A 19,386-nucleotide genomic window follows, 5' to 3' on the forward strand; every position below is an offset into this window, starting at 1 on the left:
CCAGGTGGAAATGTCCGCGCGTGTACACGGAGATCAGTTTTCCAACTGTCTTCGCGGTGCGCATGTTGACGGTCCGAATGATGTACGGCGGTCGGGTGGCGGGGGCCGCGAGAGGCGGCGGGGGACGGAAAGCGGCCGGGGGGCCGCCGCGAGGTGGTCCGGAGCACCTCCGCACGTCATGTAGAGTTATCGACGTCAGCAGGCGCCGCTAGCTCAGTTGGTTAGAGCAGCTGACTCTTAATCAGCGGGTCCGGGGTTCGAGTCCCTGGCGGCGCACAGACGGAAGAAGCCCCTCGTTCGCACGAGGGGCTTTTTCGTTGTCCGGCCGGACACCCTCCGGGCGATATGCATCGTCGAGATCCGGCACGCCTTCGGCACCTATGGGGGACCCATGTCCCTCGCACCCATGATCGAAGGCCTCCGTACGGAACAGGAGACCGCGCAGGGGCCCCGTCTCGCCGAGACCGACCGGGCCTTTCACGCCACCCGCTGCCGGCGCCTGGGAAACGTGCTGTTTGCGAGGCGCCGGAGACGTTCCGGGGCGTCTTCCACCGCGTGCGCACCGATCCGGCGGATGTGCCGCAGGATCCGCCGGTCACCTGCCGCCGGCACCGGGACAGCGTGCACGCGGTGCGCCTCGGTGACGCGGTTCGAGCGAAAGAGACCACAAGAGAGCACTTCGACAACATTCGCTCATGACTGTCCACAACTGATCCACAACTCCCCCACACGGGTCTCAATAAGCGCGTATGACCGGTAAACACCGCGTTTCGCATCTTGCGATCATGCTGAACGCCGTAGAACCCTGTTTCCCAAGATGCTGCGGATTGGCGGCACTTGGGGGGCAAGGAGCCGGTTGCGGCCGATGCGGGGAGAGGGGCCCCGTTCATGGAGGCGTGCCGAGGGGGGCACCCTGCAACCGGAAGGGCGCAGTTCCATGTCCACATATTGTGTGGCATCTGTGCCTCGCCAATGAGACACCTGTGCAGGCCGAGGGGGGTCGAAGCAGGTGAAGCAACCGACAGACACGCGGTGGTCCGCGTGTGGGGGGATGACTCATGACGTCGACGCCGACGGGCGCCCGGCATAACTTCGACCCGTCACAAACCACCCAGCTCAGGGTGCCTTCGCACCGGACCGGCCAGTTCCGCCGGTTGAAGAAGACTCTGCCGAGATACGACTACGAGCACTACAGCAGGCTGGCCGGCCCCCTCACCCAGCCCGACCCGAACAAGCCGTACAAAGTGCAGTACCGCTCGCTGCTCTCGCAGGAGCCGCACCGGATCCGGGCCGCCCTCATGCTGGGCGCGGCTCCGCTGCTGTCGCTGATCCTGCTGGGCTGGCTGTTGCAGCCGGAGCACTGGACCGAGCGCGACTACCCCGCCCATTCCTGGCTGCCCGCGCTCGACGTCGTCATGCTCGTCTCGATCGGCCTGATCGAGTTCTTCCGCTGCATGAACGTGCTGTCGAACGCGCACGCCACGCTGATCGCCCGCGACCCGATCCCGGTCGTGCCCGAGACCGGCACCAGAGTCGCCTTCCTGACCTCCTTCGTGCCCGGCAAGGAGCCGCTGGAGATGGTGACCAGGACCCTGGAGGCCGCCGTCCGGCTGCGCCACCGGGGTCTGCTGCATGTCTGGCTGCTCGACGAGGGCGACGACGCCGAGGTCAAGGCGGTCTGCGCCCGGCTCGGCGTGCACCACTTCACCCGCAAGGGCGTCGAGAAGTGGAACCGGCCCAAGGGCGCGCACCGCGCCAGGACCAAGCACGGCAACTACAACGCCTGGCTCGAGGCGCACGGCGACGAGTACGACTACTTCGCCTCCGTCGACACCGACCACGTGCCGCTTCCCAACTATCTGGAACGGATGCTCGGCTTCTTCCGCGACCCGGACGTCGGCTTCGTCATCGGCCCGCAGGTGTACGGGAACTACGACAACCCCATCACCAAGGCCGCCGAGTCGCAGCAGTTCCTCTTCCACGCACTGATCCAGCGGGCCGGAAACGCCTACGGCGCACCGATGTTCGTGGGCACCTCCAACGCCGTACGCATCAGGGCGCTGAAGCAGATCGGCGGCCTGTACGACTCGATCACCGAGGACATGGCGACCGGCTTCGAGATCCACCGGCACCGGAACCCGGCCACGGGGAAGAAGTGGAGGTCGGTCTACACGCCGGACGTGCTCGCGGTCGGTGAGGGACCCGCCGCCTGGACGGACTTCTTCACCCAGCAGCTGCGCTGGTCCCGGGGCACCTACGAGACCATCCTCAAGCAGTACTGGAAGGGCTTCTTCTCGCTGCCGCCGGGGAAGCTCTTCAACTACACCATGATGATCATCTTCTATCCGATGTCGGCCCTCAACTGGATCCTCGCAGGTCTGAGTTGCGCGCTGTTCCTGGGCCTGGGCGCCTCGGGTGTGAACATCGACCCGACCGTGTGGCTGATGCTGTACGGCAACGCCTCCGCGCTCCAGATCGGCCTGTACGTCTGGAACCGGCGGCACAACGTCTCCCCGCACGAGCCGGAGGGTTCGGGCGGTGTGGCCGGCATGGTGATGTCGGCGCTGTCCGCGCCGGTCTACGCCCGCTCGCTGCTGGACACGGTGCTGCGCCGCAAGAGCACGTTCGTGGTGACGCCCAAGGGCGACTCGGCCAGCCCGGACACCCTGTTCGGGACCTTCCGCATCCACCTGTTCTTCATCCTGGTCTTCGCCGCGTCGATCGTCGCCGGCTTCGTACAGGGACACTCCCACCCCGCGATGATCATCTGGGCCGTCTTCGCCCTGCTGATCACCGCGTCGCCGATCTTCGCCTGGCGGTACATGCTCCGGCAGGCGAAGAGGCGGTCCGCCGAGCCCGCACCGGAGCCGCAGGACGCGGTCCCGGCGCCGACGCCGGCCGCGGGAGTGCCCGCGCCGTACGCGTCGCACGGACCGGCGCCCAGGCCGAACTGGGCCGCATCGAACGGGAGCGGCGACCAGACCATGGAGATCGCCCTGGGTGGACTGGGGGGACGTAAGGAATGAATGACCGAGCCGGCCGCCGACGCGCACGTCGACTCGCTGTCGGTACGGCGGTGGTCCTCGCACTGGCCGGGATGAACGGCCCGTGGGTCTACCGCTTCGGAACCGAGAAGTACCACGACTACGCGATCAACAGACCGGAGTACAAGGCCGACAACGGCCGCTGGCAGATCGTCGAGTTCCCCAAGGAGTACCGCCAGGACACCATCCACGCGGCCCTCCTGCACACCGGCAAGGTCCTGCTCGTGGCGGGATCCGGCAACAACCAGGACAACTTCGACGCCAAGAAGTTCGACACCCGTATCTGGGACCCGGTCAAGGGCACCATCAAGAAGGTGCCCACACCGAGCGACCTGTTCTGCACGGGCCACACCCAGCTCGCCAACGGCAACATCCTGATCGCGGGCGGCACCAAGCGGTACGAGAAGCTGAAGGGTGACGTCACCAAGGCCGGCGGCCTGATGATCGTCCACAACGAGAACCCCGACAAGCCGATCACGCTGCCCGCGGGCACCAGGTTCACCGGCAAGGAGAACGGCAAGACCTTCGTCTCCAAGGACCCGGTGCTCGTGCCGCGTGCCAAGAAGGTCTTCGACCCGAAGACCGGCAAGTTCCTGCGCAACGACCCGGGCCTCGGCCGTATCTACGTCGAGGCGCAGAAGAGCGGCTCGAAGTACGAGACCGGCACCCAGGACAACTACCGCATCCAGGGTCTGACCGGTGTCACCGCGCGCAACACCTACGGCATCGCGCAGAAGCTCGCCCTCGACAAGAAGGACTTCCAGGGGATCCGGGACGCCTACGAGTTCGACCCGGTCGCCGAGAAGTACATCAAGGTCGACCCGATGAACGAGGCCCGCTGGTACCCGACGCTCACCACCCTGAGCGACGGCAAGGTCCTCAGCGTCTCCGGCCTCGACGACATCGGCCAGCTGGTCCCGGGCAAGAACGAGATCTTCGACCCGAAGACCAAGAAGTGGACCTACACGTCGACGATCCGGCAGTTCCCGACGTACCCCGCGCTGTTCCTGATGCAGAACGGCAAGATCTTCTACTCGGGATCCAACGCGGGCTACGGGCCGGACAATGTGGGCCGTGACCCGGGCATCTGGGACGTGGCCAGCAACAAGTTCACCAAGCTGCCCGGGCTGAGCGACCCCGACATGATGGAGACGTCCGGCACGGTGCTGCTGCCGCCGGCGCAGGACGAGAAGTACATGGTGATCGGCGGTGGTGGCGTCGGCGAGTCCAAGCTGTCCAGCGACAGGACGCGGATCATCGACCTGAAGGACGCCGCCCCCACCTTCGTGGACGGGCCGACGCTGGAGAAGGGCACGCGGTACGCGCAGGCGTCGGTCCTGCCCGACGACACCGTGCTGGTGTCGGGCGGCTCGGAGGACTACCGGGGCCGCGGCGACTCCAACATCCTCCAGGCGCGGATCTACCACCCGGACAGCAACACCTTCGACCGGGTCGCCGACCCGCTGGTGGGCCGCAACTACCACTCGGGGTCGATCCTGCTGCCCGACGGACGGGTGATGTTCTTCGGCTCGGACTCGCTGTACGGCGACAAGGCCAACACCAAGCCCGGCAAGTTCGAGCAGCGCATCGAGATCTACACACCGCCGTACCTCTACCGGGACTCGCGGCCGTCGCTGTCCGGGGGTCCGCGGACCATCGCGCGCGGCGGGACCGGCACGTTCACCTCGCAGCACGCCTCGTCGATCAGGAAGGTGCGGCTGATCCGGCCGAGCGCGTCGACGCACGTCACGGACGTCGACCAGCGGTCGATCGCGCTGGACTTCAAGACGTCCGGCGACAAGATCACGGTGACCGTGCCGAAGAACAGGAACCTCGTCCAGTCGGGGTGGTACATGCTGTTCGTGGACGACGACCAGGGGACGCCCAGCGAGGCGCGGTGGGTCAAGGTTCCGTAGCGGACAGCGACTCGGGGGCGCCCGGCCTGCGGCTGGGCGCCCCCGAGTGTCGCCGTCGCTCTCAGTGGGATGCGCGGGCCAGCTTCAGCGCGTAGTCCGCCCACCACTGGCCCGCCTTCGGGCCGCCCTTGCACTCGCCGTCGGACTCTCCCGGCCGCTTCACCCACAGGTACGCGTCGACCAGGGCGTCAGCCGTCTTCGTCGTCGGCGGTTCGCCCAGCGCCCGGCCCGGCGGGTTGCACCAGCGCTCGTTCGGATCGCCGCCCGTATACGGCCCGTTGCCGTTGCGGCTGGTGTCGATGACGAAGTGCTTGTCGCCGACCTTCGCCGAGAGCTCCTTGCCGTAGGCGAGGGAGTCCTGGGTGGAGTAGAAGTTGGAGACGTTGACCGCGAAGCCGTCGGCCCGGTCGACGCCGGCCGACCGCAACGGCTCGACCACCTGGTCGGGATGGCCCCAGCCGGCGTTGCCGGCGTCGAGGTAGACCTTCACGTTCTTCAGGGACTTCAGCTTGACGATCGCGCCCTGGAGGAGGTCGTAGCGCTCCTCGTGGAACTCGTCCTGGGTGCAGCCGTCCACCAGGTGCAGGATCGCGTCCGGCTCCAGGATCACCGTGGCGGGACGGTCCCCGATGCCCTTGGCCACGCCGTCGATCCAGGCCCGGTAGGCGTTGCCGTCGGCGGCACCTCCCTGCGAGTACTGGCCGCAGTCGCGGTGCGGGATGTTGTAGAGGACCAGAAGTGCCGTGCGGCCCGCCTTGTCGGCGGCCTCGGTGAAGCCGCGGGCCTCCTGTTCCGGGTTCTCCGGGCCGATCCACTCGCCGGTCGGCTGCTCGGCGATCTTGCGGATCTGCTCGGCCTCGTCCTTCCTGCCGGCCTTCGTGTAGGCCGTGAGCTGCTCTGCCGCGTTCCCGTCCGGGTTCACCCAGAACGGGTCGGTGCTCTCGGGCTGTTGAGTGACAGCGCTCTTGCCGCCGTCCGGTCCGCTGTCGTCCCCGTCTCCGTCCCCGCCTCCGGAGGAGCATCCCGCGATGGCCAGCGCCGCCCCCAGCGCCACCGCGAAGATCCTGCCCCGTGCCGAAGACGGCACCCCCCTCGTGCCGTACATCCAACTCCCCCTTGGGTGCACTGTTCTGCGCAGTTTTTCCCGGTCTCAATCCTGACATACGTCCCCCTACGCCCACGAGATCGCCCGAGCTTGTCTGAGATCTGTTACACCCTTCGGCGCCTGGTGGGCGCTCGGGCGACGACGAGTCGCGCAGGCCGCGATGAGGGCATGGACCACCTGGGCGGATGACGGAGAGCCACTGGTCCGGGACGTGGCGTCAAATGCCCCCTAGGCCCGCGAGCACATCCGTTCTACAGTCGTCTCGGGCGGCCCGAGCCCCCGGCCGGCCTCTCACTCACCGTGCCTTCCGCAGCCTCCCGCGTCGGCGTCCGGGTTACTCCCGCAGCCCGTGCGCACGCGGTCGAGGGCCGGCCCGGCCGGCGGCCCCCAGGGGGAGCGAGCCGTCGGCCGGGCCTGGTGCCGCGCGCTCACCCGGCCGTCCCCGACAGGTACGCCGACACGATCACGTTCGCCGTGTAGGTGCGGCTCGCCCGGTCGAAGGTGCCGCCGCAGGTGATGAGCCGCAGTTCGGCGCGCCCGGACTCGCGGGGGCCGTAGGCCTGGCGGGCGTCGAAGTGGTCGCGGGTGATGACCTGGACGTCGTCGATGGTGAACTCGGCGACCTTGCCGTCGTCGCGGACCACCCGGACCGTCTCGCCCGGCCGCAGCGCACTGATCTTGTAGAAGACGGCGGGCCGGGTCTCGGTGTCGACATGCCCCACCATCAGCGCGGTCCCGGCCGCGCCCGGCTTCACCCCGCCCCCGTACCAGCCGACCACGCCCGCCTGGTCGAAGGGCGGCGGCTCGATCGCCCCCCGCGTGTCCAGCCCCCGGGCCACGACCGGCGCCTGCACGCCGAGGTCGGGTATGTCGATGCGCTGCGGCAACGCTGGCCGCAACGGCTGTACGGCGGGCGGCAGTTCGTCCTCCGCCGGCCGCCCGACGGCCGCCACGTCACCGGTGGTCGGCGCGGATATCCCCTGCCGCACGTCGGTCACCCCGCGCCCCCACAGCCACAGCCCGAGCAGCAGCATCGCCCACGCGAGGCCGGTCAGCAGACGGCCACCGGAGGAACTCTCCCGGTCTTCCGACAGGTGTGCGGGCGGGGCGTCGGACAGGTCTTCGGACATGGCCGTTCAGTCCGTCCTGCGGCTCCGGCGGCCACTCCGGAGCGCTACGGCGGTGGCGGCGACGCCCGCGAGAATCAGGCCGGTGACCGTGTGGGCGGTGCCCGGACCGTCCGCGTGGACGTCCACCGAGGCGAAGTGGGCGGTGCCGCCGCCGCCCGCGTCAACGGGGGCGATCGGGGAGGCCGAAACGTACGGGGAGGCAGGGGCGTACGGTGCCGCCGGGCCGCCGCCGGCGACGGTGACGGTGCCCTTCACCTGGACGTCGGCACAGGTGATCCGCACGTCGTACGAGCCCGGCTCGACCGTGGAGCGGATACGGGTCTCCCCGGCCAGCGCGCCGTCGGTGCCGGCCAGCCGGGCGTCCGAGACGAACGCCGACGACACGGCGGTGGCCGTCGTTCCGACACAGCCGCTGACCCGCAGTGCCACGTCGGCGCCGGGGGCGGGGGACGACGGAGTCACCGAGACGCTGCCACCGCCCGCCGGGTCCGCCGCGTACGCCACCGGGGCGAGTGTCGCGACCGCGGCCACGAAACCCGCACAAAGAGTGACTTTCCAAGAACCCATCGTGAAACCTCCTGATATCTGGAGGTTCCCCCTGGGAGCGCGGCCCCGCATCCGCTGCCGGGCCGCACTGCTCCGTACGGGTGATCTTCCTCGCGTCGGCGGTTTCAGATCCGTTCGACGAGGTCCGCGATGGAGTTCACGACCTTGGACGGCCGGTACGGGAAGTCCTCGATCTGCTCGGGCCGGGTCAGGCCGGTGAGCACCAGGAACGTCTGCATTCCGGCCTCCATGCCGGCCAGCACGTCGGTGTCCATGCGGTCGCCGATCATCGCGGCGGTCTCGGAGTGGGCGCCGATGGCGTTGAGCCCGGTGCGCATCATCAGCGGGTTCGGCTTGCCCGCGAAATACGGCTTCTTGCCGGTCGCCTTGGTGATCAGCGCGGCCACCGCGCCGGTGGCGGGCAGCGGGCCCTCGGTGGACGGGCCGGTCTCGTCCGGGTTGGTGCAGATGAAGCGGGCGCCGCCGAGTATCAGCCGCACGGCCTTGGTCATCGCCTCGAACGAGTACGTCCGGGTCTCGCCGAGGACGACGTAGTCCGGCTCGTGGTCGGTCAGGACGTAGCCGATGTCGTGCAGCGCGGTCGTGAGGCCGGCCTCGCCGATGACGTACGCCGTGCCGCCCGGCCGCTGGTCGTCCAGGAACTGGGCGGTGGCCAGCGCCGAGGTCCAGATGGACTCGACCGGCACGTCCAGTCCCATGCGCCGCAGCCGGGCGTGCAGGTCGCGCGGGGTGTAGATCGAGTTGTTGGTGAGGACGAGGAACGGCTTGCCGGACTCGCGGAGCTTCTTCAGGAAGGCGTCGGCGCCGGGGATCGGGACGCCCTCGTGGATGAGCACACCGTCCATGTCGGTGAGCCACGACTCGATGGGCCTGCGGTCTGCCATGTGCGGGATCTCCTGCCGTACGCGCTACGTGAGCCCCAGCCTAAACACAGGTCCGATCTTGAGGGAACGGTCGTCCGCCCCCGTGTTCAGCGACGCCTGCGGACCAGCACCAGCGCACCGCCGGCGACCAGCAGGACGACGGCGGCGGCGAGGGCACCGCCCGGGGTGCCGAGTCCGGTGCGGGCGAGTTGGTCGGCGATGGAGAAACGGTCATCCGGGGCGATGGAGGGGGTGGGGGTGCTCGGGGTGGTGGGGGTGCTCGGGGTGGTGAGGGTGGAGGACGCGGTGCGAGTGGTGAGGGTGGCGTGCGGCGTGGGGTCGGGAACGGGATCCGGATCGGGATGCGGGTCTGGGTGCGGGTCTGGGTGCGGATCGGGATCCGGGTGGAGGGAGGGAACAGCGGCGGTGCCGGGATCGGTGCCGGTGCGGGGGCTGTTGGGGTCGGGATGGGTGCTGTGGTCGGTGGTCGGATCAGTGGTGGGGCCGGTGGTGGAGTCGGTCGTGGGGCCGGTGGTGGAGTCCGTGTCCGTGTCCGTGTCGGACGTCGAGCCGGTGTCGGTCTCCACGCGGAAGCGGTAGTCGTTCGACTCGCCGACCCAGTCGCCGTCGTCCTCGTGGCGCTGGACCACGGCGGCGTTGACGGTGACCTCGTTGGACACGGCGTCCGAGGTGAGGGCGAGGCGGACCTTCACCGTGAGGGTCTTGTTGGGGCCCACCGTGAAGCCGGGAAAGTCGTCGGCTTTCCCGCCTTCCTGACCGAAGGCCCCGACCAGTTCGTCCTCGTCGGTCGTCTCGAAGTGGACGGGCCGGGGTCGCGCACCGTCGTAGAACTCCAGATGCGGCTGCGTCGGCTTCAGGGCGTGCTGCCCGTCGACCAGCACGACGACCGGGTGGATGCCCGAGCAGGAGCGGGCGGTGGTGTTGGTGAGGTCGAGGTACCAGGTGCCGTAGCCGCCGCCGGCCTCGTAGGAGGCGGGGCCGCCGTGGATGCGGGTGGTGAGGGGGAAGGCGCGGTCGCCGGCGGCGGCGCAGGACGGCCCGGGGTCGGCGGCGTTCGCCGAGGCGGGGTTCGCCACGGCGGCCGCCGAAGCGGTCGCCGCCGGTACGGGGAGGAGGGCGGCGGCTGCCGCCAGGCAGAGGGAGGCGGGCGTGCAGGGTCGCATGGTCATGTGACCCTGCCCGGTGCAGGCGGCGGAGGAACGATGCCGTGCCGGAGCGGAGGGCGACGGAACTCGAACGGACGTCCAATTCCGCCCGATCGGCGCGCCCCGGTTGCCACTCCGGGAAACGTCGTTTCAGCTGTGGTCCCGGGTCACGTCGTTTCAGCTGTCGTCCCGCCCGAACAGCGGCCCCAGCAGCAACTGCGCCGCCCCCTCCGCGACCCCTCGCACCCCGCCCGGAGCGACCCGCACCGGCACCGCGCCCTCGGCCGCGCCCTCGCGCCGGGCCCGCGCGTCGAGCACCTCCGCCACTCCGCGCACGAACCGCTCCGGCTCCGCGGCGACCGTACGCCCGCCGAGCAGCACCAGGTCGATGTCGAGCAGTCCCACCAGGTTCGCCGCGCCCGCGCCCAGCACCCGCGCCGCCTCCTCGACGTCACCGCGCGCCACGGCGCCCAGGCACAGCGCCTCTATGCAGCCGCGGTCGCCGCAGGTGCACGGCGGTCCGTCGAGCTGGATGACCTGGTGCCCGAACTCCCCCGCCCCGGTCCGCGGGCCCCGGTGTACGCTGCCGCCGATCACCAGTCCGGCGCCGAGTCCCGTACCGAGGTGCAGATAGGCGAAGGACCCGCTCTCGCCGCCGACGGCCAGCCCGAGCGCCGCCGCGTTGGTGTCCTTGTCGACGACGACGGGCACGCCCCCGAGCCGCCCGGCGAGCGCGTCCCGCAGCGGGAAGCCGTCCCACTCGGGGAAGCCGGTGACGCGGTGCAGCACGCCTCGGGTGTGGTCGAGGGGACCCGGCAGGGCCACGCCGACCCCGAGGAGGGAGCCCGGGCGCCGCGTCGCCGCCAGCAGCTCCGCCTCCCGGGCCACCGCCGCCACCACGGCCTCGGCCCCCGCCCCCAGGTCCAGCGGCCCGCCCCGCTCCCCCACCACGCTCCCGGTGAGGTCGACCAGGACGGTCCGCAGCTCGTCCCGGTCCAGATGAACGCCGACCGCGTAGCCCGCCTCCGGCACCAGCCGCAGCACCGTACGCGGCTTGCCGCCCGTCGACGCGCGCCGCCCCGCCTCCGTCGCCAGCCCCTCCGCCCGCAGCCGGGCGGTGATCTTGCTGACGGCCTGCGGGGTCAGCCCGGTCCGCTCGGCCAGCTCGAGCCGGCTGATGCCGTCGCCGCCCGCGGTGCCCGCCGTGCGCAGCAGGTCGAGGACCAGCGCGGTGTTGTGGCTGCGCACGGCGAGCAGGTTCGCCCCCGCCGCCGCGCCCGTGCCGCTGCCGCTGCCGCTCTTCGCCCTGTTCACGCCACCATTCTCCCCCGCGCTTGCACTTTGGCAACAGCGTTGCGAAAGTGGAGGGCATGAATGGTACGACTGGCACGACTGGTACTCCCCTCCGTGTGGGCCTGATCGGCTACGGCCTCGCGGGCTCCGTCTTCCACGCCCCGCTGATCGCGGCCACCGAGGGCCTCGCCCTCGACACGGTGGTCACTTCGAACCCCGAGCGGCAGGAACAGGCCCGGGCGGAGTTCCCGGACGTCCGCGTCGCCGCCACGTCCGACGAGTTGTTCGACCGCGCCGACGACCTCGACCTGGTCGTCATCGCCTCCCCGAACAAGACCCACGTCCCGCTCGCCACCGCCGCGCTGAAGGCCGGCCTGCCGGTCGTGGTCGACAAGCCGATCGCGGGCACGGCGGCCGAGGCGCGCGAGCTGGCGGCCCTCGCCGAGGAGCGCGGCCTGCTCCTCTCCGTGTTCCAGAACCGGCGCTGGGACAACGACTTCCTGACCCTGCGCAAGCTGATCGACGAGGGCGAACTGGGCGACGTATGGCGCTTCGAGTCGCGCTTCGAGCGCTGGCGCCCGCAGCCGAAGGGCGGCTGGCGCGAGTCCGGCGACCCCGCAGAGATCGGAGGTCTGCTCTACGACCTCGGCAGCCATGTCGTCGACCAGGCGCTGGTCCTCTTCGGCCCCGCCACGCAGGTCTATGCCGAGGCGGACGTCCGCCGACCGGGCGCCGAGACGGACGACGACACCTTCATCGCCCTCACGCACGCGAACGGCGTCCGCTCCCACCTCTACGTCTCCGCGACGACCGCCCAACTCGGCCCGCGCTTCCGGGCGCTGGGCTCGCAGGCGGGCTACGTCAAGTACGGCCTGGACCCGCAGGAGGCGGCGTTGCGCGACGGCGAGCGCCCCGCCTCCGGTTGGGGTACGGAGCCCGAGTCGCTGTGGGGCCGTGTCGGCTCGGGCGAGTCCCCGCTGACCGGCGGCGGCACCCCCGTACCGACCCTGCCCGGCGACTACCCCGCCTACTACGCGGCGGTGGCGAAGGCCCTCACCGAGGGCGGCCCGAACCCGGTGACCGCGCTGGAGGCGGCCGCCGCCCTCGATGTCCTGGAGGCGGCCCGCCGTTCCGCCCGCGACGGAGTGACGGTGAGCCTGTGATGAGCGGACGCGAGATCACCCCGAGGTCCACCCCCGAGATCACCCCGAGCCTGGAAGAACTGGAGGCCCAGGAACGCCGTCTGGTCTTCCCCCAGTTCTCCAACTACGACGCCTGGGCACTCGGTTCCCTGCTGGTGGACCTGGCCCGGGAGTCCCAGGCTCCGGTGGCCATCGACATCCACCGCGCCGGCCAGCAGCTCTTCCACGCTGCGATGCCGGGTTCCACCCCCGACAACGACGCGTGGATCGCCCGTAAGCGCCGGGTCGTCGAACGCTACGGCGCGGCCTCCTACCTCGTCGGCGCCCGGTTCCGGGCGAAGGGCACGACGTTCGAGGAGTCCTCCCGCCTCGACCCCGACACCTACGCGGCACACGGCGGCTCCTTCCCGATCAACGTCGAGGGCGTCGGCGTGATCGGCGCGGTGACGGTGTCCGGGCTGCCGCAACTGGAGGACCACCGGTTCGTGGTGGGGGCGCTGGAGCAGTTCCTGAGCGAGTAGTCCGTCGGCAGGATTACCGCGCGGCTTCCTCCGGTTGGGCCTGACGTGCGTGACGATCACGGCACGACACCCACCCGGAGGAGAGGGAAGGACCCGATGAGCGAGTCGACGAGCAGCACGAGCGGCACGAGCGGCACCAAGGAGAAGGTCGGCCGGTACGGCATCTGGAGCGTGGAGCTCCGCTCGGAGGATCCGGCCCGGCGCGGCGAGATCGCCGAGGCCGCCGCGGAGCTCGAACAGCTCGGTTACAGCGCCGTCTGGCTGGGCGGCAGCAGCGCCGCGCGGCATGCCGTCCCGCTTCTCGAAGCGACGTCGCGGCTCGCGGTCGGCACGAGCATCCAGAGCATCTGGCAGTACGACGCCGAGGCGAGCGCGGCCGGCTTCGCCGAGGTGGAGTCGGCCCACCCCGGCCGCTTCGTCCTCGGCCTCGGCGTGAGTCACGCCAAGCTCGCGGAGCAGTACCGCCGCCCGTACTCGGCCCTGGTCGCCTACCTCGACGCGCTGGACGCGGCCGGTGTCCCGGCCGGGCGTCGGGTCCTGGCGGCCCTCGGCCCGAAGACCCTGAAGCTGGCCGGCGACCGGGCGGCCGGCGCGATCCCCTACCTCGTCACCCCGGAGCACACCGCCGAGGCCCGCGAGATCCTGGGCGAGGGGGCGCTGCTGGCCCCGGAGTTCAAGGTCGTCCCGGAGACCGACCCGGCCCGCGCCCGCGCCCTGGCCCGCGAGCACCTCGCGATGTACCTCGCGCTCCCCAACTACACCAACAGCTTCCAGCGCCTCGGTTTCACCGAGGACGACCTGGCCGCCGGCGGCAGCGACCGCCTGATCGACGCGCTGTACGCGTGGGGCGACGAGGAGCGGATCCGGGACAGCGTCCACGCCTTCCACACGGCGGGCGCCGACCACGTGGCGATCCAGGTCGTGAACGGCACCTCACCCGACGCCCTGCCGCGCGAGACATGGCGCAGGCTGGCCGATCTTCTGATCTGAGGCCGGGCGCTCAGGTGATCTGAAGGGGCCGGGCGCTCAGGTGACCGGAAGGCCGGGGCTCAGGCGTCCTTGAGCTCCTGGCGCTGGCGCCCGAGCCCCTCGATCTCCAGCTCGACCACGTCACCGGCCCGCAGGAACGGCTTCGGCTCGGGTTGCCCCAGCGCGACCCCGGCCGGGGTCCCGGTGTTGATGACGTCACCGGGGTACAGCGTCATGAACTGGCTGACGTACCACACCACTTCACCCACGGGGAAGATCTGCTCGGCGGTCGTCCCGTCCTGCTTCAGCTCGCCGTTGACCCACAGCTTCAGCGAGAGGGCCTGCGGGTCCGGCACCTCGTCGGCGGTCACCAGCCAGGGCCCCAGCGGGTTGAACGTCTCGCAGTTCTTCCCCTTGTCCCAGGTTCCGCCCCGCTCGATCTGGAACTCCCGCTCGGACACGTCGTGCGCCACCGCGTAACCCGCGACGTGCGCGAGCCCTTCCTCCGCCGACTCCAGATAGCGGGCGGTCCGCCCGATGACCACGGCCAGCTCCACCTCCCAGTCGGTCTTGGTGGAGCCGCGCGGTACGAGCACCGTGTCGTGCGGCCCGACGACGGTGTCCGCCGCCTTGAAGAAGATGACGGGCTCGGCGGGCGGCTCGGCCCCCGTCTCCCGGGCGTGGTCGTGGTAGTTCAGCCCGATGCACACGATCTTGCCGATCCGCGCCAGCGGCGGCCCGACGCGCAGTCCGGTCGCGTCCAGCTCCGGCAGTTCCCCGGCTTCGGCGGCGGCACGGATGCGGCCGAGCGTGGCGTCGTCGGCGAGCAGTGCGCCGTCGATGTCCGTCACGAGACCTGACAGGTCCCGCAGGACACCTTCGGCGTCGAGCAGCGCGGGCCGCTCCGCTCCCGCCGTACCGACTCGCAGCAGCTTCATGATGACAATCTCCCTCGATCGCGAGCGCCCCACCGATGTGTGCAGCCATCGGAGGACTGGTTGATCCTCCAAGCTCGGCGTCCAGTCTGCAAGACCATGTTCACGGACTGGACCGCGACCGAGGTACCCGGGGCCCGCGCCGGCCACGGGGGGGCTTATACGGGTTCGGTGACGAGGGGCTCCAGCAGCCGCCTGGGCTTCAGCAGGGCCCTGCTGACCGGATCCGCCGGGTCGAGGTCGAGTTCGGGCCCCGGCACCATGAGGACGTCCTGGACCGGTACGACGATTCCGCAGGCGGGGCATTCGCCGTACGGGCCGAGTTCCGTGCCGCAGTCGGCGTGCCGGAACTCGCGCAGCCGGGACCCGTCGATGTGCTCGCGCCCCCACCAGCCGAGCGACCGCAGCGTCGGCCACAGGGCCATCCCGCGCTCGGTGACGACGTACTCGTCGCGCGGCGGCGACTGCTGGTAGCGGCGCTTCTCGAGGATCCCCTCGGCGGTGAGCGACTGGAGGCGGGAGGCCAGGACGGCACGGGGGATGCCTAGGTGGACGAGGAAGTCGTTGTAGCGCCGTACGCCGTAGAGCGCGTCACGGATGACGAGCAGTGTCCATCGTTCGCCGACGACCTCCAGTGCCCGGGCCATCGAGCACTCCTGCGTCGCGTAGTCCTTACCCAGTGCCATGACGTCCACTGTAGCCACTTTTTCCGTTATTGGTTCAGTGACCGAACCTGCGGTGCTACGGTGTGGGAGTGGAGGTGAGTTCAATGATCGAACCTACCCCGCCTCATCGAACTCGTACGGTCGCAGTCCACGGAAGGGCAGCCATGACCCGGCTCGACTACAACGCCACGACCACCCGAGCAGAGCGGAACCAGCACCCGGACCCCGGCCCGCGCCCCCGGGCGACCCTGGCCCTGACCAGCGCCGCGACCGCCGTGGCCCTCATGACGTACACCGCGCCGATGGTCACGCTCCCCGAGATGGCCGCCGACCTGCACACCGCGGCGTCCGCCCAGGCCTGGCTGCTCAACGGCACCCCGCTCGGCCTGGCCGCCCTGCTCCTGGTGGCCGGCAGCCTCGCCGACGACTACGGCCGCCGCCGGATCTTCGTCGCCGGCACGCTCGCGCTCGGCATCACCACCGCGCTCGGCGGACTCACCACGTCGACCTGGCTGTTCACACTGACCCGCGTCGCCCAGGGCGCGGCGAGCGCGGCACTCCTCGCCAGCAGCCTGGGCCTGCTCGTGCACGCCTTCCCCACCCCGCGCGGCCGGCTGCACGCGACCGGGGTGTGGGGCGCGTTCGTGAGCGGCGGCATCGCGGTGGGCCCCCTGCTCACCGGGGCCCTGCCCGACTGGCGGCTGGGCTACGTGATCCTGGGCGCGGCCGCGCTGATCGTGGCCGCCCTGTCGGCGCGCACGCTGTCCGAGTCGCGCGCCCCGCGCGGCGGCCGCCCCGACCTGCTCGGCGCGACGACCTTCGGGCTGGCGCTGGTCGCCCTGGTCGCGGCGCTGACGCTGGGACGGGACGGCTGGCTGCGGGCGCCGGTCGGCCTGCTGCTGGCCGCGTTCGTCCTGCTGATGGGCGTCTTCACCCTGGTCGAACGCCGCTCCGCCACCCCGATGATCGACCTCTCCCTGCTGCGCCGCCCCCGTTTCCTCGCCTCCTCCGCAGGCGGCCTGTTCACGGGCCTCGCCGTGATCGGCCTGTTCAGCTTCCTGCCGGCGCTGCTGCAACGCGCCCTCGGGCTGTCCGCGCTGGACACGGCGTGGCTGTTCCTGCTCTGGTCCGGCCTGTCCTTCGGGGTCGCGTTGCAGGCCCGGCGGCTCGCGGGCCGTATCGTGCCGCGCCACCAACTGGCCCTGGGTTTCCTGCTGCACGCGGTCGGCGTGCTGGCGATGCTCGGCGCGATCGGCGCGGGCTCCTGGCCGCGCATGCTGCCCGGCCTGGTGGTCGCCGGCGTGGGCAGCGGCCTGCTCAACGCGGCCCTGCCGCTGCTGTCGGTCGAGTCCGTACCGCCGGAGCGGGCCGCGATGGGCTCGGGGGCGCAGCAGACGTTCCGCTACATCGGCTCCTGCGCGGGCGTCGCCCTGACGATCGCGCTCACCACGTCCGGGGGAAGCCTGGCGCAGGGCGCGAACATCGCGATCGCGGTGTCGGCGGGACTCGCGGCGGTGGGCGCGGTCAGCGTGGCCGCATGGAAGTGAGCTTGCCCCACACCACCAGGCGGTATTTGGAGGTGTACTCCGGGGTGCAGGTGGTGAGGGTGATGTAGTACCCCGGGCTGCTGTAGCCGTAGGCGGGTTCGGTCAGGCTCCGGGGTACGGCCCGGATGACGCCGGAGTCGCGGGCCGAGGTCTGCGGGAGCGTCCGGTCGACGGTGTACGTGTAGACCGCGCTGCTCGTCTCCACCCGCACCTCGTCGCCCTTCCTGAGCCGGTTGACGTACCGGAACGGCTCACCGTGGGTGTTGCGGTGCCCGGCGAGAGCGAAGTTGCCCGCCTGGCCCGGCTGTTGGGTGCCGGGGTAGTGGCCGACGTATCCCTTGTTGAGGACGTTCTGCTTGCTGGTGCCCTCGGCGACGGGGACGCGCAGGTGGAGGCGGGGGATGGTGAGGACGGCGTAGGCCTGGGACCACTGGGGCGGCTCGGGCCGCGGGCGGGTGGCGGAGCGGCGGGGCGTGCTGTTCGGCCGGCCGGTCGAGGGGGCCGTCACGGAGTCGGCGTCGTCATCGCCGGACGGGGACGCGCTGCTCGGAGAACCGCCGGGTGCCCCTGCCGTCCCCCACTGCCGCTCCAGCGCCTCCACCTTGCGGTCGGCGCCCTGCTTGGCCTCCCGGTTGGTCCACCACAGCTGATGGACGACGAGGAGCAGGAGAACGAGCCCTACGGTGACGAGTGTTTCGCCCGCGCCCCACAGCGCGCGCCGCCGCGCAGCTCGTCGCCGCTGGGTGCTGTGCCGCACGACGCGAACCCGCATCCGCGTACGCATCGGCGTCCGCATCCGCATCCGCACGCCGCCTCCTTCACCGGGGCCGCCCGCAAGATAAGGCGCGGGGGGCGAAGTCACCAGCCCTGTACGCGTCCTCAGTCACCAGCCCCGTACGGCTCTTGGCCGGGTCACGCGAATGGCGGCACTGCCGTGCGGACCACCGACGGCTGATACAGGCTGTGCGGAAGGGAACGGAAGGGAAGGGAAGGGAACGGAACGGCGCGGCATGACGCCGGGCGCATCAGGCCGCACCAGCCTGCTCAGGCCGCATCAGGACGTACGGGAGTGGTGTGAAATGACCTTCTGCTCTGACTCCACCTCCGACTCCGCCGCCATCACGCCTCCCCCGCCCGTGAGGTTCTGGCCCGTCGACGACCTGCCCTCCCTCGACCCCGACCCGTTCCTGGACGAGGTGCTGCGCGACGAGCCGGTCACCCGGATCGAGCTGCCGCACGGCGACGGACACGCGTGGCTGGTCACCCGCTACGAAGACGTCCGCTTCGTCGCCTCCGACTCGCGCTTCTCCCGTGCCGCGCTCGTCGGTCGTTCCGTGACCACCATGCGGCCGACGCCGGTGGCGTCACAGACGGCCGGACTGCAGTACGTCGACCCGCCCCGGCACACCCTGCTGCGCAGGGTCGTCGCCCGGGCGTTCACCGGCAAGAGCATGATGCGGCTGCGCCCGATGGCGGAGCGCACCGCCGCGGAACTGCTCGGCGGGATGGAACGCGCCGGGGCCCCGGCCGACCTCATGCAGCACCTGCACGGCCCCTTCCCGATCGCCGTGATCCGCGACTTCCTCGGGGTCGACGAAAGCGACTGGCACCGCTGGGCCCAGGCCGGCGAGGCTCTCCTGTCCGCGGGACCGGACTCCGGTGAGCGCGGCGAGACGGCCCGGAACGCGACGCGCGCCCGCGTCATCGACCTCCTCGAGCGTCGCCGCGACGACCCTCGTGACGATCTGGCCGGCGTGCTGGCGCAGGCCGCCGCGACGGGCGAGATCACGGACGACGAGGCGATCTCCCTCGCCATGGCCATCCAGGTCAGTGGGGGCCACGCCGTGCGCAACAACAGCGGCTCCATGATGTACACGCTGCTCACCCACCCCGAGCAGCTCGACCGGCTGCGCCGCGAACCCGAACTGCTCCCGAAGGCCGTCGACGAGCTCTTCCGCTACGTCCCTCACCGCAACGGCGTCGGCATCCCCCGCATCGCCACCGAGGACGTGGAGGTCGGCGGTCACGTGATCAGCGCGGGCGACGTGATCTACTGCGCCTACGTCGCCGCCAACCGCGACCCCGCCGTCTTCCCGGACCCCGACGCCCTGGACTTCGACCGCGCCGACGTCTCCCACCTCGCCTTCGGGCACGGCCCGCACCACTGCCTGGCCGCCATCATGGCCCGTATGGAGGCCGAGGTGATGATCAGCTCGGTGCTGGACCGCTTCCCCGGTATCCGGCTCGCCGTCCCCGCCGACGAGGTGGAATTCCAGCGGCAGGGGCTGATCCGCGGCCCGAGGACGCTGCCCGTCACCTGGTAGCGGCTTCCACCATCGCCCTCCTCGGCTTCCACCACCGCCCTCCCCGGCTTCCTCCAGCGGTTTGAGAAAGGGCTGTAAGAAACGCTGTCAGAACCCTCGACAACCTCACGCGGCACACCCGATGCTTCCTGATGCCATGAACGGGACGGGCAACAACGCCGGTTCGACGACGACCGGCCGTTGACGGAATCGGAGAAGC

17 protein-coding genes and 1 tRNA gene are annotated in these 19,386 nt (G+C 70.8%); 9 read left to right on the forward strand and 9 right to left on the reverse strand.

Features of this window, described 5'->3' with window-relative positions; genetic code table 11:
- Window positions 1-202 precede the first annotated feature (202 nt).
- From ACFY16_RS02630 to ACFY16_RS02645, 4 genes are all read left to right on the forward strand, one after another.
- Window positions 203-276, forward strand: a tRNA-Lys gene (locus ACFY16_RS02630).
- Window positions 277-345: 69 nt separating this feature from the next.
- Window positions 346-699 (forward strand): FCD domain-containing protein, encoded by a 354-nt coding sequence (locus ACFY16_RS02635; RefSeq protein WP_390645238.1) that lies wholly within the window; start codon window positions 346-348, stop codon window positions 697-699.
- Window positions 700-1,058: 359 nt separating this feature from the next.
- On the forward strand, window positions 1,059-3,026 hold the full coding sequence (locus ACFY16_RS02640; RefSeq protein WP_390645239.1) for a glycosyltransferase family 2 protein: 1,968 nt from the start codon (window positions 1,059-1,061) through the stop codon (window positions 3,024-3,026).
- Complete coding sequence (locus ACFY16_RS02645; protein ID WP_390645240.1) at window positions 3,023-4,960, forward strand: galactose oxidase-like domain-containing protein; 1,938 nt, start codon at window positions 3,023-3,025, stop codon at window positions 4,958-4,960. The genes ACFY16_RS02640 and ACFY16_RS02645 overlap by 4 nt, the downstream gene beginning before the upstream one ends.
- 61 nt (window positions 4,961-5,021) lie before the next feature.
- Here ACFY16_RS02645 and ACFY16_RS02650 read toward each other — a convergent pair whose 3' ends face one another.
- The 6 genes from ACFY16_RS02650 to ACFY16_RS02675 form a co-directional block, all read right to left on the reverse strand.
- A complete protein-coding gene (locus ACFY16_RS02650) occupies window positions 5,022-6,065 on the reverse strand; it encodes a glycoside hydrolase family 6 protein (RefSeq protein WP_390645241.1) in 1,044 nt (347 codons plus the stop codon).
- Between the two features lie 428 nt (window positions 6,066-6,493).
- Window positions 6,494-7,195, reverse strand: coding sequence for a class F sortase (locus tag ACFY16_RS02655; protein WP_390645242.1), 702 nt, complete (start codon window positions 7,193-7,195; stop codon window positions 6,494-6,496).
- Between the two features lie 6 nt (window positions 7,196-7,201).
- Complete coding sequence (locus ACFY16_RS02660; RefSeq protein WP_390645243.1) at window positions 7,202-7,762, reverse strand: hypothetical protein; 561 nt, start codon at window positions 7,760-7,762, stop codon at window positions 7,202-7,204.
- Between the two features lie 104 nt (window positions 7,763-7,866).
- Window positions 7,867-8,646, reverse strand: a complete 780-nt coding sequence (locus ACFY16_RS02665; protein WP_390645244.1) for an HAD-IIA family hydrolase — start codon at window positions 8,644-8,646, stop codon at window positions 7,867-7,869.
- Window positions 8,647-8,732: 86 nt separating this feature from the next.
- Window positions 8,733-9,815, reverse strand: a complete 1,083-nt coding sequence (locus ACFY16_RS02670; protein ID WP_390645245.1) for an LPXTG cell wall anchor domain-containing protein — start codon at window positions 9,813-9,815, stop codon at window positions 8,733-8,735.
- Between the two features lie 153 nt (window positions 9,816-9,968).
- Entirely contained in the window at window positions 9,969-11,105 is a 1,137-nt protein-coding gene (locus ACFY16_RS02675) for an ROK family protein (RefSeq protein ID WP_390645246.1), read from the reverse strand.
- 56 nt (window positions 11,106-11,161) lie between these two features.
- Between ACFY16_RS02675 and ACFY16_RS02680 the strand changes: the two genes are divergently transcribed.
- From ACFY16_RS02680 to ACFY16_RS02690, 3 genes are all read left to right on the forward strand, one after another.
- Entirely contained in the window at window positions 11,162-12,247 is a 1,086-nt protein-coding gene (locus ACFY16_RS02680) for a Gfo/Idh/MocA family oxidoreductase (protein WP_390645247.1), read from the forward strand.
- Window positions 12,247-12,747, forward strand: coding sequence for a heme-degrading domain-containing protein (locus ACFY16_RS02685; protein ID WP_390645248.1), 501 nt, complete (start codon window positions 12,247-12,249; stop codon window positions 12,745-12,747). The genes ACFY16_RS02680 and ACFY16_RS02685 overlap by 1 nt, the downstream gene beginning before the upstream one ends.
- 96 nt (window positions 12,748-12,843) lie before the next feature.
- Window positions 12,844-13,737 carry an LLM class F420-dependent oxidoreductase gene (locus ACFY16_RS02690; RefSeq protein ID WP_390645249.1) on the forward strand — a complete coding sequence of 298 codons (894 nt, stop codon included), beginning with the start codon at window positions 12,844-12,846 and terminating at the stop codon, window positions 13,735-13,737.
- Between the two features lie 59 nt (window positions 13,738-13,796).
- Here ACFY16_RS02690 and ACFY16_RS02695 read toward each other — a convergent pair whose 3' ends face one another.
- Both ACFY16_RS02695 and ACFY16_RS02700 read right to left on the reverse strand, forming a co-directional pair.
- Window positions 13,797-14,654 carry a fumarylacetoacetate hydrolase family protein gene (locus ACFY16_RS02695; protein WP_390645250.1) on the reverse strand — a complete coding sequence of 286 codons (858 nt, stop codon included), beginning with the start codon at window positions 14,652-14,654 and terminating at the stop codon, window positions 13,797-13,799.
- 155 nt (window positions 14,655-14,809) lie between these two features.
- Window positions 14,810-15,337: a winged helix-turn-helix transcriptional regulator gene (locus ACFY16_RS02700; RefSeq protein WP_390645251.1), complete on the reverse strand. Its 528-nt coding sequence runs from the start codon at window positions 15,335-15,337 to the stop codon at window positions 14,810-14,812.
- A 143-nt stretch (window positions 15,338-15,480) separates the two neighbouring features.
- On the opposite strand from ACFY16_RS02700, the gene ACFY16_RS02705 reads away from it, so the two are divergent.
- The gene (locus ACFY16_RS02705; protein WP_390645252.1) at window positions 15,481-16,863 is read left to right on the forward strand and encodes an MFS transporter; all 1,383 of its coding nucleotides are present in this window, start codon (window positions 15,481-15,483) and stop codon (window positions 16,861-16,863) included.
- Here ACFY16_RS02705 and ACFY16_RS02710 read toward each other — a convergent pair.
- A complete protein-coding gene (locus ACFY16_RS02710) occupies window positions 16,841-17,665 on the reverse strand; it encodes a class E sortase (protein WP_390645253.1) in 825 nt (274 codons plus the stop codon). The two genes, ACFY16_RS02705 and ACFY16_RS02710, sit on opposite strands and share 23 nt — an antisense overlap.
- 277 nt (window positions 17,666-17,942) lie before the next feature.
- Here ACFY16_RS02710 and ACFY16_RS02715 point away from each other — a divergent pair, with 277 nt between their 5' ends.
- Window positions 17,943-19,187, forward strand: a complete 1,245-nt coding sequence (locus ACFY16_RS02715; RefSeq protein WP_390645254.1) for a cytochrome P450 — start codon at window positions 17,943-17,945, stop codon at window positions 19,185-19,187.
- The last annotated feature ends 199 nt before the right edge of the window (window positions 19,188-19,386 follow it).

This window comes from Streptomyces sp. NPDC001315, assembly GCF_042896175.1.
Lineage (GTDB): Bacteria > Actinomycetota > Actinomycetes > Streptomycetales > Streptomycetaceae > Streptomyces.